The 12,639-nt window shown below is 61.9% G+C and carries 14 protein-coding genes; 5 read left to right on the top strand and 9 right to left on the bottom strand.

The window, feature by feature from the left end; genetic code table 11:
- Nucleotides 1–2 precede the first annotated feature (2 nt).
- Nucleotides 3–1,199: a biopolymer transporter ExbB gene (locus QZ571_RS04385; protein ID WP_295532289.1), complete on the bottom strand. Its 1,197-nt coding sequence runs from the start codon at nucleotides 1,197–1,199 to the stop codon at nucleotides 3–5.
- 59 nt (nucleotides 1,200–1,258) lie between these two features.
- A complete protein-coding gene (locus QZ571_RS04380; protein ID WP_295532287.1) occupies nucleotides 1,259–1,807 on the bottom strand; it encodes a gamma-glutamylcyclotransferase in 549 nt (182 codons plus the stop codon).
- A 51-nt stretch (nucleotides 1,808–1,858) separates the two neighbouring features.
- On the opposite strand from QZ571_RS04380, the gene QZ571_RS04375 reads away from it, so the two are divergent.
- The gene (locus QZ571_RS04375; RefSeq protein ID WP_295532285.1) at nucleotides 1,859–2,914 is read left to right on the top strand and encodes a DUF2125 domain-containing protein; all 1,056 of its coding nucleotides are present in this window, start codon (nucleotides 1,859–1,861) and stop codon (nucleotides 2,912–2,914) included.
- 1 nt (nucleotide 2,915) lies between these two features.
- On the opposite strand, the gene QZ571_RS04370 is transcribed toward QZ571_RS04375, so the two are convergent.
- From QZ571_RS04370 to QZ571_RS04345, 6 genes are all read right to left on the bottom strand, one after another.
- Nucleotides 2,916–3,518, bottom strand: coding sequence for an extensin family protein (locus QZ571_RS04370; RefSeq protein WP_295532283.1), 603 nt, complete (start codon nucleotides 3,516–3,518; stop codon nucleotides 2,916–2,918).
- Nucleotides 3,515–4,438, bottom strand: a complete 924-nt coding sequence (locus QZ571_RS04365; protein ID WP_295532281.1) for a prephenate/arogenate dehydrogenase family protein — start codon at nucleotides 4,436–4,438, stop codon at nucleotides 3,515–3,517. The genes QZ571_RS04370 and QZ571_RS04365 overlap by 4 nt, the downstream gene beginning before the upstream one ends.
- Complete coding sequence (gene hisC / locus QZ571_RS04360) at nucleotides 4,435–5,535, bottom strand: histidinol-phosphate transaminase (protein WP_295532279.1); 1,101 nt, start codon at nucleotides 5,533–5,535, stop codon at nucleotides 4,435–4,437. Before hisC ends, QZ571_RS04365 begins: the two co-directional genes overlap by 4 nt.
- Nucleotides 5,536–5,717: 182 nt before the next feature.
- Nucleotides 5,718–6,338: a 30S ribosomal protein S4 gene (gene rpsD / locus QZ571_RS04355; RefSeq protein ID WP_295532277.1), complete on the bottom strand. Its 621-nt coding sequence runs from the start codon at nucleotides 6,336–6,338 to the stop codon at nucleotides 5,718–5,720.
- Between the two features lie 161 nt (nucleotides 6,339–6,499).
- Nucleotides 6,500–7,360 carry a DMT family transporter gene (locus QZ571_RS04350; protein WP_295532275.1) on the bottom strand — a complete coding sequence of 287 codons (861 nt, stop codon included), beginning with the start codon at nucleotides 7,358–7,360 and terminating at the stop codon, nucleotides 6,500–6,502.
- A gap of 31 nt (nucleotides 7,361–7,391) precedes the next feature.
- Complete coding sequence (locus QZ571_RS04345) at nucleotides 7,392–7,832, bottom strand: hypothetical protein (protein WP_295532273.1); 441 nt, start codon at nucleotides 7,830–7,832, stop codon at nucleotides 7,392–7,394.
- 392 nt (nucleotides 7,833–8,224) lie between these two features.
- On the opposite strand from QZ571_RS04345, the gene QZ571_RS04340 reads away from it, so the two are divergent.
- Nucleotides 8,225–8,410: a hypothetical protein gene (locus QZ571_RS04340; RefSeq protein WP_295532271.1), complete on the top strand. Its 186-nt coding sequence runs from the start codon at nucleotides 8,225–8,227 to the stop codon at nucleotides 8,408–8,410.
- 265 nt (nucleotides 8,411–8,675) lie between these two features.
- Here QZ571_RS04340 and QZ571_RS04335 read toward each other — a convergent pair whose 3' ends face one another.
- Entirely contained in the window at nucleotides 8,676–9,695 is a 1,020-nt protein-coding gene (locus QZ571_RS04335) for a ribose-phosphate pyrophosphokinase (protein ID WP_295532269.1), read from the bottom strand.
- A gap of 114 nt (nucleotides 9,696–9,809) precedes the next feature.
- On the opposite strand from QZ571_RS04335, the gene QZ571_RS04330 reads away from it, so the two are divergent.
- From QZ571_RS04330 to radA, 3 genes are read left to right on the top strand one after another with little or no spacing between them, the layout of a single operon-like run.
- Entirely contained in the window at nucleotides 9,810–10,409 is a 600-nt protein-coding gene (locus QZ571_RS04330) for a 2-hydroxychromene-2-carboxylate isomerase (RefSeq protein ID WP_295532267.1), read from the top strand.
- The gene (locus QZ571_RS04325) at nucleotides 10,409–11,224 is read left to right on the top strand and encodes an alpha/beta hydrolase (protein WP_295532265.1); all 816 of its coding nucleotides are present in this window, start codon (nucleotides 10,409–10,411) and stop codon (nucleotides 11,222–11,224) included. Before QZ571_RS04330 ends, QZ571_RS04325 begins: the two co-directional genes overlap by 1 nt.
- Before the next feature lie 38 nt (nucleotides 11,225–11,262).
- Nucleotides 11,263–12,627, top strand: a complete 1,365-nt coding sequence (gene radA, locus QZ571_RS04320; protein ID WP_295532263.1) for a DNA repair protein RadA — start codon at nucleotides 11,263–11,265, stop codon at nucleotides 12,625–12,627.
- Nucleotides 12,628–12,639: the final 12 nt, after the last annotated feature.

The following is a 12,639-nucleotide window of genomic DNA, read 5'->3' as shown; positions in this document are numbered from 1 at the left end:
GATCAGTCCTCGCGCGGGGGTTTATAGCCCAGAATGGCGCGGGTAAGCCCGGCGAAATCATGGCGCAGCTCGGCCATGCTTTCTTGCCGCCCGGCCGAAATTTCCTCGAGCATGCGCATCATTTGCTGATCAATCGAGCGCAGGCGCATCCGGGTTTCCGCCAGCGCTTCGGCCTCGGGCGCGCCTTCGGCGGTGCGTGCAGACAGGTTATCGAGCGCATAGATCAGCCGATCTTGTCCATCCGCCATATGCTGGAGCGAGCGCGCCTGAACCGCGCGGGCGTCAATCTCTCCGCCCATGCGTTCAGACAGGTCATGCAGGGCGTTGGACAGATGCGCGATACGCGCCTCGGTTTGCACCCGCCCGGCGTCTGATCGCACGAACAGAGTCTGGATTTGCTCCATCTGCTCGGACATGTGATCAAGGATGCCCGCCACCATCGAGCCCTCGCCGTCACCCCCTTCAAGCGCGGTGAAGGACAGCCGCGTGATCGAGGAAATCCATTCCTCCAACTCGCGGTAAAACCGGTTCTGGCCGTGATTGGCGAATAGCTCCAGCAGCCCCACCACCAGCGAGCCCGCAAGGCCCAACAGCGACGAAGAAAACGCCGTGCCCATGCCGCCAAGCTGCGCCTCAAGCCCCTTCATGAGGTTGTCAAACACGCCCATCGCGCTTTCGCCCTCTTTGGGGGCCAATGCGCGGATGGTTTCCACAACGGCGGGCACGGTCGTGGCCAGACCGTAAAACGTGCCCAACAGCCCGAGGAAAATCAGCAATGAGGTGATATAGCGCGTGATGTCGCGCGCCTCGTCGATCCGCGTCGCCACCGATTCCAAGATCGAGCGCCCCGAACTGGACGACACGGCGCGCCGCGCCTCACGCGAGCCGAGCAGCGAGGCCAAGGGGGCCAACATCGACGGCGCTGTCACCTCGGGGCGTCCGGGGCGATCTGCGGCAAAACTTTCGATCCAGTTCACCGCCTTGACCAGCTGTACCACCTGCCAGAAACAGGCAAGAATACCAAAGCCAAAGACCGTAACGATCACCCCGTTCAGCCAGGGATTTGCCAAGAAAATCGGGAAAATCCGGGAATAGGCGAAATAGCCCCCCGTCCCGACCAGTATCAACACCAACAGCATCAGCAGAACCTGACGCACGGGTTGTGAAAATTGTGGGTCTATCCGCACTGGCTCGTGCATGCCCTGCCCCTTTGCCTGTTTGGACAAAGACTAGCGATGCGCGCAGTCTTCGCCAAGCGTTAACACGTCAATTCACGCACGCGTGCCGCAAGTGCATCCAGCATCGTGTCGGGAATGCCCAATTCGTGCAAATGTGCCGCAGTATTGAACAAATAGTCGCGATTGGGGCCACGCCCGCCGGTCGATTGCGCGATGATCTGGGCCTGTTCTTCAAGGCTGAGCCCACCGCAATATTGATCGTGGTGCCGGTCGATCACATAGGTCACGGCCCGCACGCGCCGCCCATCGGCCAGATCCAGCGCGATGGCTTGCTCAAAATAAGCCGAGGTGACCAATTCGCGCGCACGCAGATAGGCCAGCACGCTATCTTCTTCGCCCGCGCGCACTGCAAACGCGACACCATCACACGCGCCCTCCCCCTCATCGAGCGCCAGCACCAGTCCCGGCGCTTCGGGCGTGCCGCGATGCACAAGCGAGCGCAGACAGAAAGAACGCGCAAAACCCGGAGCGCGGGCCAGCGCGCGTTCGGCAGGGTCAAAGCCAGGGTTCCAGATCAGCGAACCATAGCCAAAGATCCAGGTCGTGTTTGAGTCGGACTGGTTGTTCATCCTCAAGCGCATTACATGGGGAAGAGGATGATTGCAAAGAGGCACTGAGCGATGCGCAAGCTGATCTGGCTGGTAGTGATTTTGACGCTTGGCTATGCTGGCTATTGGTTTGTCGGGGCGCACAAGATCAAGGCGGGCGCGCAAGATATGCTGGCACAGGCCCAGCAGGAGGGTTGGGGAGATGCCAAAGGCGTGTCCTTGGCAGGCTTTCCATCGCGCTTTGATCTGACCTTCCAGCAGCCCCAATTGTTCGGCTCGGATGGCGCTTGGACTTGGTCGGCCCCCTATGCGCAGGTTTTCGCGCTGGGATATGCCCCCAATAAAATCATCGCCTATCTGCCTTCGGATCAAAAAATCGCCCTTGGATCTCAGGCTTACACGCTTAGCCTTGCTGATATGCGCAGCTCTGTGACGGTCGGCTATTCCTCGGCTTTGCCGCTTGAAAACGCGGTCACGGTGATCACAAGCCCGGTGCTGACGCCCCAAATGGGCAGCGCGCCAAGCCTGAGCGCCGATCAGCTACGTTTGGCAATTTCGCGCGAAGACAAGGCACAGGGCGCGCTGCCCGACCCCAATGACAAGGGCCAGTTGGTGATGCCGGGTGCAACCTATCGGCTGGGGGCCGAGGCGGTAAACCTTATGCTGCCCACCGCTCTGGTCGACAAACTGGCACCAAAATCGGGGCTTGGGGATACGATTGCGCGTCTCCATTTCGACGCGCTGGCGGGGCTGCGCGACCCGATCACAAAGGCTGCCGCCGATCAGGGCTTGCCGGGGCTGATGACATTCGCACTAAGCGATCTGTCGCTAAGCTGGGGCGGCAATGATCTGTCGGCCTCGGGCAATCTGCGCATTGATGCCAGCGGCTATCCCGAAGGCACGCTGCAAATCCGCTCTGCCACGTGGCGCAAATGGATTTCCATCGCGCAAGGGGTTGGGTTGATTGGGAAAGACGAGGTCAACGTGATCACCAGCGTGGCAACGATGCTGGCGGCGAAAGACCCCCAAGATGCGCTGGAAGTGCCGCTCATTTTCCAAAATGGTCAGATGAGCCTCGGGCCGATTCCTCTGGGTGCTGCGCCGCAATTTCCGCAGCAGCAGGGCTGATCTAGCGGCAATAAGCTCCGCTGCGATAGCTGGCTACATCGACATGCAGATGATCCTGATGGAAGCTGTCCGATTTCGGCCCCAGCACGGTGCCAAATGTCCCGCAGGCCGATTTGTGCATCTTGCGAATGATGCGCCGCTTGCCGTGCCAATCATCTTGCACAGTCAGCCGCGTGCCATCCCGCAGCACCACGCCAGACACGTCAATCGCGTTGCCCTTGGAATGCTCGCTCAGCTTGGCCCCTTTGCGCGAATTGCGCGTCCGACAGGAATACGAGGCCGCGATATTGAGCGTCGCAATGCCCCCGCCGCGCTTGCCCACGGCCGGTTTGATCCCGCGATCCACCCAACGCTTAAAGGCCGCCGCCGCAGTGCAATTGACCCGCGCGGGGGTGGATAGCGCAATGCCGGACACCGCCGTGATCTGCACCGGATCGGCGATACCGCAGGCTCCGGGCCCGTCGATCGGGGCAATGCGCGCGCCCTCCAGCCCGGCAATGCCACATAACGCACCCGAAGACGAATAACCCGCCGGTTCGCGCTCGGCCCTGCCGCAAGACACCAGTGCAAGCGCCGCAACTGCGATGATCGACCCGCGCGTCATCCGTCTTTCTTCGGAGCACGCCCGAAATCAGGTGCGTCGGTATCCTGCCCCGCCTCGATGATGCCGCGCCGGATCGCCCGGGTGCGGGTGAAATAGTCATGCAGCATGTCGCCATCGCCCATCCGGATCGCGCGCTGGAGCATGAAAAGTTCCTCGGTAAAGCGGCCCAGCACATCCAACGTAGCCTCTTTGTTGGTCAGGAAAACATCGCGCCACATCACCGGATCCGAGGCCGCGATACGGGTGAAATCGCGAAAGCCAGAGGCGGAGTATTTGATGACTTCTTCGTGGGTTACGCGGCGAAGGTGATCTGCCACACCGACCATGGTATAGGCAATCAGGTGGGGCGTATGCGACACCACGGACAACACCAGATCATGATGATCGGGGGCCATCTCATCGGTATTGGCGCCCATCGCCTCGACCAGCGATTTGAGCCGGGCAAGTGCCTCGGGGTCCGTGCCTTCAAGCGGCGTGAACAGCCACCAGCGATTGGTGAACAACGTCGCAAAGCCCGCGCGCGGCCCCGATTGCTCGGTGCCCGCCAGCGGGTGACCGGGAATGAAATGCACGCCCTGCGGGACATGCGGCCCGACCGCATCGATCACCGCGCGCTTGACCGAGCCGACATCCGTGAGCGTCGCGCCCGGGGCCAGATGGGGGGCGATTTCCTCGGCAATCGCGCCCATCACGCCAACAGGCACGCACAAAACCACCAGATCGGCCCCATCCACGGCCGCCGCTGCGGTGTCATGCACGCTATCGACAAGGCCGATGTCCAGCGCGGTCTCGCGCGTTTCAGCCGAGCGCGCATGCCCCGAGATGCTGCCCGCAAGCCCACCCTCGCGCAGCGCACGCGCCATCGACGAAGCGATCAACCCCAGCCCGATCAGCGCGACTTTCTGATAGATCACGCTCATGCGGTTTGACTCGCGCCGCCGGCCTTGAACACGCCGATCAGATGCGCGACACGGCGGCAGGAGGGCTCATCGCCCACAGTGATGCGCAAGCAGTTGGGCAAATTGTAGCCCGCCACGCGGCGCACGATCACGCCTTCGGATTTCAGCCAGTCATCGCAGGCTTCAGCCTCTTGCGTAGAGGCAAAGCGCGCGAGGATGAAGTTCGCCGTGGAAGTGTCTGATGGCACGCCCTTTTCCGCGAGCGCCTCGGCAAGCCAAGCGCGCAGACGGGTGTTGTCATCGCGGCATTTATTGACCCAATCCTGATCGCGAACAGCGGCCTCGGCGGTCTCGAGCTGCGCGGTGGCAAGGTTGAACGGACCGCGAATGCGGTTGAGAATATCGATGATCTCACGCGGGCCATAGCCCCAGCCCACGCGCAACCCGCCCAGACCATAGATCTTGGAAAACGTGCGCGTCATGAAGACGTTGGGCAGGCGCGTGGCCAGCTCTGCCCCGCCGTCATAGCCCTCGACATATTCGGCGTAAGCCCCGTCGATCACCAGCAGCGCCCCTTTGGGCAGACCATTGGCGAGACGTTCCAACTCGGCCAGACCAATCATCGTGCCCGTCGGGTTGTTGGGATTGGCGAGGAACACTAGCTTGGTCTTCTTGGTGCAAGCCGACAGGATCACATCGACATCGGTGGTGCGCTCGCGCTCGGCCACCTGCACAGGGGTGCCGCCCGCCGCTTGCGTGGCGATGCGATACATCAAGAACCCGTGCTCGGTGAAAATCACCTCATCGCGCGGCCCCACGAAGGACTGGCACAGCAGGTGGATGATCTCATCGCTGCCCACACCGCAAATAATGCGGTCGGGATCCAGCCGATGGACATCGCCAATGGCGCTGCGCAGCCGCACGTGATCGGTCGAAGGGTAGCGGTGCAGCGTGTGGGCGCATTTGGCAAACGCGTCCTTGGCCTTGTCAGAAGGGCCAAAGGGGTTCTCGTTCGAGCTGAGCTTGATGGCATCGGTGCGCCCTGCGACATGGGCCGCCCCGCCCTGGTACAGCTCGATTTCCATGATGCCGGGTTGCGGGCGGATGTGACTCGTCATGACCTGTTCCTCGAAATTCTCCTGATATCTAACGGCGCGCGGCGCGCGGGGCTAGTCACAAGATCACTGAAACGGCACCAAGCGCGAATTGCGCGGCCCCAGCGCAACGCTGTGGCCCGATAAACGAAAAAGGCCGCACCCGAAGGCGCGACCTTTCGCAAAAACCGGCGAAGACTGAAAAATCAGTTCTTCGCGTAGAATTCGACCACGAGGTTGGGTTCCATCTGAACCGCGTAGGGCACGTCACCCAGCTTGGGCGTGCGCACGAAGGTCGCAACCATCTTGTTGTGATCAACGTCGAGGTAATCGGGCACGTCGCGCTCGGGCGATTGCACAGCTTCGAGAACCAGCGCCATTTGCTTGGATTTCTCGCGCACTTCGATCACGTCGCCCTCTTTCACACGGTAGGAGGGGATGTTCACTTTCTTGCCGTTCACCATGACGTGGCCGTGGTTCACGAACTGACGTGCCGCAAAGACGGTCGGCACGAATTTCGCACGGTAAACCAGCGCGTCGAGGCGACGCTCGAGCAGACCTACCAGGTTCTCACCGGTGTCGCCGCGCACACGCTCGGCTTCGGCATAGATGCGGCGGAATTGTTTCTCGGTCAGATCACCGTAATAGCCCTTGAGCTTTTGCTTGGCGCGCAGCTGGGTGCCGAAATCGGACAGTTTGCCCTTGCGGCGCTGGCCGTGCTGGCCCGGGCCGTATTCGCGGCGGTTGACCGGCGACTTGGCGCGGCCCCAGATGTTTTCGCCCATACGGCGGTCGATTTTATACTTGGCAGACGTGCGTTTGGTCACGGCTGGACTCCTTCTTAGCGTTTCGAAGGGCGTTGTCCTCCTCCGGGGCCTCTCGGCGACCGGCGACAGGTTTCCTCTTGCGAGGTCCACCAACACCAATGAATGACCCGGCAGCGTTGGCTACCGGGATGGCGGGCTTATAGGAGCCCCCCCGAGAGGTGTCAACGCGGTTTTGACCTATTTCCTTGGCGCAGCGACAGCGCGATCCCGCCCAACACCAGCGCCGCCGCGATCCAGAAGCGCAGCGAGGGGGTCTCGGCCAGCAAGACCGCCCCGCCAAGGGCTGCGAGGATGGGCACGGAAAGCTGTGCGATCGCAGCAAGGCTGGCGGGGATTTGCGGCAGCACGCGGTACCACAGCGCATAGCCCAGCCCCGAGGTGATCGCCCCCGAGGTCAGCGCGGGTGCCCAGCCCCAGCTTGCGCCCTGCCCCCAATCGCGCGCCAGCCCCAGCCAGATCAGCGCCAGCGGCACCGCCAGCGCAAAGTTCAACGCACTCGCCACCAGCGGATCGCCCGCGCGCCGCCCGTTCAGCGAATACAGCCCCCAACCGACCCCCGCCAGCGCCATCAGCCCGAAGCCCAGCGGATCAAGATGTCGCCCGCCCGAGCTGGGCACCAGCAGCACCGCCAACCCGCCAAAGGCCAGCCCCGCGCCAATCCAACGCCAAAGCGAGATCGGCTCGCGCTGCACCAAGGCCCCCGCAAACATCGTGATCTGCACCATGCCGAACAGCGTCAGCGCCCCGACACCGGCATCAATCAGCCCGCTCGCGATGGAGAATCCATAGATATAGAGAAACAGCGTGGCCACACCCGCGCCCAAGGCTGCTGGGCGGATACGCATCCCGCGCCAGCTCTTGGCACCCAACGCCATCACCAGCAACACCACCGCCCCCGATCCCAACCGCACGACAGCGGTGAACGCAGGCCCCCACTCTGCCCCATGCACCGCCATCCGGTTGAGCACCGAATTGGCCGCAAAAGCGATCATCACAAGGACGGTGAGGGCGAAAAGGCGCATAAGGCTCCTTGTATCGCGACTAGGTGAGGCCCTATTTGCGCCGCGCAATGTAGGGCTGGGCGGTGCAATGCCCCGAACCACTGAAGCTGTTGTCGTAGCCGAGCGGCATCTGTTGGACCTGCACGTCCATCGTATCCTTGAGCAGCGTAACCGACTCGCTTACGCCGGGGATCGTATTTGCCACGCCGCGCGAACGCCCTTTTACGTTCTTTACCTCCCAACGGAAGGTGATGCGCGCGGGATTGTCAACCACGAGCTTGACGGGGATGCCTTTGCCATAGGTCTGCCAGATCAGCCCGTCGACCGCCTTCGCCTCGCCCGTCTGGGCGTTATAGGCGATCTCCAAAGTCTTCGACATGAAGCTCCGGCTATAGCGGTTGGTCAACTTGCATTTGTAAAGGGTCGCGCCAGCTTGTGCGGCCGTGGCGCCCATCATCAAAGTCGCAGCGATCAGTAATCTTCCCAAATACATGATTTATATCTCACAAATTGTTTGATCCGGCGCCAACTCGGCCATGGTGTGAACCGGTGAAATTCGCCTATTCGGGTTAGCGCGCCGGAAAAATCCTGTAAAGAAATGTCAGCGCCAAGGCCGCTCTCGCACCAACACCTTCGCGCGAGCGCGATGCGACTTTGCTGTCCTTCCCCCCTCGTCATCGCGGGCCGAGTAAGTCCGGACGCACCCGATTTGGCCGCAAGGGCAATCGTGACAAGAAAGGTAAGGGACACCAGACGAGCAAGGTCAAACGCAGCTAAGCCTGAAACGGCTATGCGTTCGCGCGCGGCACAATATGTCGATGCAACGTATATACATTGCATAACAATTTCTGTTAGCTTGAGCCTATTCAAGAAGGGAACGGCCGGGTGGACAAAAAGGACAAAGCAAAGAAATCGCGCAAGGATGGGCAATTGGTCATCCGGATCGCGACGCACGAACGCGATGCCTTTGTGGCGTTATGTGACACGCTCGACACAAGCGCTGCGCGCGAGTTACGCCGCTACATCCGCCGTTTCCTGAATGAACATGAGACAGACACATCTGATAGCTGAAAGGAGCCTGATCATGGCGAAGAAAGCAAAGATCAAAGACCTCAAGAAAGAAGTGAAACTGCGCAAAACGAAAGTTGAGCGTCAGGAGAAAAAGCTGAAATCGGCCAAGAAAGCGCTGAAGAAAGCTGCCTGACCCTTTCGCGCTCTGGCTGCGGCCCCGGTCGCGCCATAGCAATAAACAAAGCCCGGATCACCAAGATCCGGGCTTTCGTCATTTCAGAACGGCGTGCCCCCCAGAGGGGTGCGCACATTACCCTGCGAACACTCAGTCGCGGGTATACATGCCCTCATAAATGGGCGTCAGGGTTTCGGTCTCAAACAGTGACGAGACGGATGTGCCCGACCAGGTGTTCAAGATCGCTTGGGCAAACATCGGCGCGGTGGGCACGATGCGGATATTGGGGCAGGCTTTGACGGCCTCGCTCGGCTCAATAGAATCCGTGATCACCAGCGATTTCATCACCGATTTGCTGACCCGTTCAACCGCCGGGCCCGACAGCACGCCATGGGTGATATAGGCGTGGACCTCGGTGGCGCCCGCCTCCATCAACACTTCGGCGGCCTTGCACAAAGTGCCTGCAGTGTCACAAATATCGTCCACGATGATACATTTCTTGCCCGAGACATCACCGATCACCGTCATCCCCGCGATCTCGCCCGCCTTCTCGCGCCGCTTATCCACGATCGACAGCGGTGCCTCGATCCGCTTGGCCAGCTCGCGGGCCCGCGCCACGCCGCCCACGTCGGGCGAGACGACCATCACGTCATCCATCTTGCCCTTGAAGTGATGCAGGATATCCAGCGCGAAGACCGGGCTGGCATACAGGTTGTCCACCGGAATATCGAAGAAGCCCTGAATTTGCGCCGCGTGCAGATCCAGCGTCAGGATGCGGTCGATGCCGGATTCAGTCAGCAGGTTCGCCACCAGCTTGGCCGAGATCGGCGTGCGCGCCTTGGTGCGGCGATCCTGACGGGCATAGCCGAAATAGGGGATTACGGCGGTGATGCGATCGGCCGAGGACCGGCGCAGCGCATCCGACATGATCAGCAATTCCATCAGGTTGTCATTGGCCGGGTTCGAGGTCGACTGGATGATGAACATATCCTCGCCGCGCACGTTCTCATACACTTCGACGAAAATCTCGCCATCGTTGAAACGCTCAACCCGGGTATCGACCAACCCCACCGACATGCCCCGATGCATCGACATCCGCCGCGCTATGGATTGCGCCAGCGGGCGGTTCGAATTTCCGGAAATCAGTTTGGGTTCTGTGACAACAGACATCAGGGCAGGTCCTCGGGGCAGCGCCGGGTCGCCCCGACAGGATTCGGTTGATTGCGCCTGCCTTAGCACCGAGGTAGCGTGGCGGCAATTTCCACCGTCAAGAAAGTGTTATCAATGGCGCGGATCGATTATTTTTTCGGCGTATTCAGCCCCTGGACCTATCTCGCAGGCCAGCGACTCGAGGAAATCGCCACCCGGCACGGGGCGCAGATCGTCTATAAACCGCTGGATCTGATTGCGCTGTTTGCGCGCACAGGCGGCACGGCCCCGGCGCAGCGTCCGCAATGCCGGATGGATTATCGCATGCAGGAACTCAAGCGCTGGTCGGCCAAGCTTGGCATGGCGATGGATTTCACCCCGCCGTTTTTCCCGACCAATCCGGCGCCTGCCTCTTATGCGATCATCGCCGCACAACAGGCCGGCGGGGGCGATCTTGGCGGGCTGTCGCATGCGATTACGCGCGCCTGCTGGGCCGAGGGCAAGGATATCGCGCAGGACGAGGTGATCCGCGAGGCACTTGAGGCCAATGGGTTTTCCGGCGATCTGGTCACTTCGGGGCTGTTTGAGGGCGCGCTGACCTATGAGCGCAACCTGCAAGAGGCCGTGGATCGCGGCGCGTTCGGTGCGCCCTTTTATATCGTGGCCGAAAGCGATGAGCGTTTCTGGGGTCAGGACCGCCTTGAGTTTTTGGACGACCATCTGGGAACGCTGTAATGGTGCGCGACATCCGGCAAGGCGCTGAAATCGCGTGGCAAACCCTTGGTGTTGGCGCGCGGCCCGCGCTGGCGATCCACTGCACCTTGGGCAATTCCAAGCTGTGGGAAGGCGCGCTGACGCCACTTGCCCCCCAGATCAGTGCGATAACCTTCGATCAGCCCGGCCACGGCCAATCCGCGCCTTGGCGCGGTGATCCGTCCGAACCGGGTGCTTTCCAGACTCTGGTGACGCGCATCGCGGCGAGCTTCATCGAACGCCCGGTCGATCTGATCGGGCACAGCTTCGGTGCCTCGGTGGCCTTGCGCATCGCGGTGGGCGCGCCCGAGGCGGTGCGCTCGCTCACCCTGATTGAACCCGTGCTGTTCGCAGTTCTGCCCGAAAGCGACCCGGAATGGCAGGCGCTGCGCACCAAGCAGGACCATTTCGAGGCGATGATGACAGCAGGCGATCACGAGGCCGCTGCGCGCGGCTTTATGCGCGACTGGGGCACCGGTCAGCCTTGGGACAGCTATAGCGAGGCACAGCGCGCTCGCTTCATCGCCACGATGCCGATGGTGGAGAATATCAGCCGCGCGAATTTTGAAGATCCGGCGGGCATTGCGCGCGAGGGCGGGATTGAGGCGATCGACGCGCCCGTGATGATCATCCACGGCGACCAATCGCCCCCGACCATGCCGCGTGTGGCCGAGGCAATCGCGGCGCGCCTGTCCGATGTCGGCGTGGCCTGCATTCGCGACGCAGGCCATATGTTGCCCGTCACCCACGCGGCACAATGCGCCGATCTGCTTGCGGCCAATCTGGAACGCTCGTAGCTCTGGACGCGCCTGCCCCCCTCTGACAGAAAGACCCGATGGCCAAATCTGCCCCCTCTTTTCGTTGTGCTGAATGCGGTGCCACCCATGCCAAATGGTCGGGGCGCTGTGAGGCATGCGGCGCGTGGAATTCCATCGTCGAGGAAAGCCCGCTGTCCAAGGTGCCCGGCTCGGGGCTGGGCGGCGCCAAGGGCAAGCTGATCCAGCTTTCCGCGCTCGACACCAAAGAGGCCCCGCCCAAACGCGCCTTGGCTGGCATGCCTGAGCTGGACCGCGTGCTGGGCGGTGGACTGGTTCAGGCCAGCGCCATTCTGGTCGGCGGCGATCCCGGCATCGGGAAATCCACCCTACTGCTGCAAGCCGCCGCAGCTTTTGCCCGCAAGGGTCTGAAAACGCTTTATATCTCTGGCGAAGAAGCCGCGAGCCAAGTGCGCATGCGCGCCGCGCGCCTTGGTCTGGCCGATGCGCCGGTGGGCCTGGGGGCCGAAACCTCACTGCGCGATATTCTGACAACGCTTGAAGCCGAGCGCCCCGATCTGGTGGTGATCGACTCAATCCAGACGATGTGGTCAGACCGCGTCGAAAGCGCGCCGGGCTCGGTCAGCCAATTGCGCGCCGCCGCCCATGAATTGGTGAGTTTCGCCAAACGGCGCGGCACCGCCGTGATCCTTGTGGGCCATGTCACCAAGGATGGCCAAATCGCAGGCCCGCGCGTGATCGAGCATATGGTCGACACGGTGCTGTATTTCGAGGGCGAGCGCGGCCACCAGTTCCGCATCCTGCGCGCGGTGAAGAACCGCTTTGGCCCGGCCTCGGAAATCGGCGTATTCGAGATGACCGGCGCGGGTCTGGCCGAGGTCGCCAACCCCTCGGCGCTGTTTCTGTCCGAACGCGGTCAGGCCGCCCCGGGATCGGCCGTGTTCGCAGGCATCGAGGGCACCCGCCCCGTGTTGACCGAAATTCAGGCGCTCGTGGCACCCTCCTCGCTCGCCTCGCCCCGGCGCACGGTGGTGGGGCTCGATTCGGGGCGAATCTCGACGATTCTGGCGGTGCTGGAATCGCGCTGCGGCATCCCGTTTACCGGGCTGGATGTGTTTCTCAACGTCGCAGGCGGCATGAAAGTCATCGAACCCGCCGCCGATCTGGCCGCCGCCGCCGCGCTTTTGAGTGCCCGAGAAGACACAGCCCTGCCCGCAGATATGGTTATTTTCGGGGAAATCAGCCTTTCTGGTGCGCTTAGACCTGTCGGTCAGGCGGAAAACAGGTTGAAAGAAGCGGCAAAACTTGGTTTTTCACAAGCCATCGCGCCGACGGGGACAAAAGCCGAAGGCACAACCGGGATGTCCATGCGCAAGCTTGGGGATCTCGTGACTTTCACGGGCGAGATGTTCGGCGCGGGTTAGCGCGAGCAGCAC

The organism is uncultured Thioclava sp., from assembly GCF_913064665.1.
Lineage (GTDB): Bacteria > Pseudomonadota > Alphaproteobacteria > Rhodobacterales > Rhodobacteraceae > Thioclava > Thioclava arctica.
The sequence above is the reverse complement of the archived record's forward strand: the minus strand, read 5'-3'. Positions and strand labels throughout refer to the sequence as shown.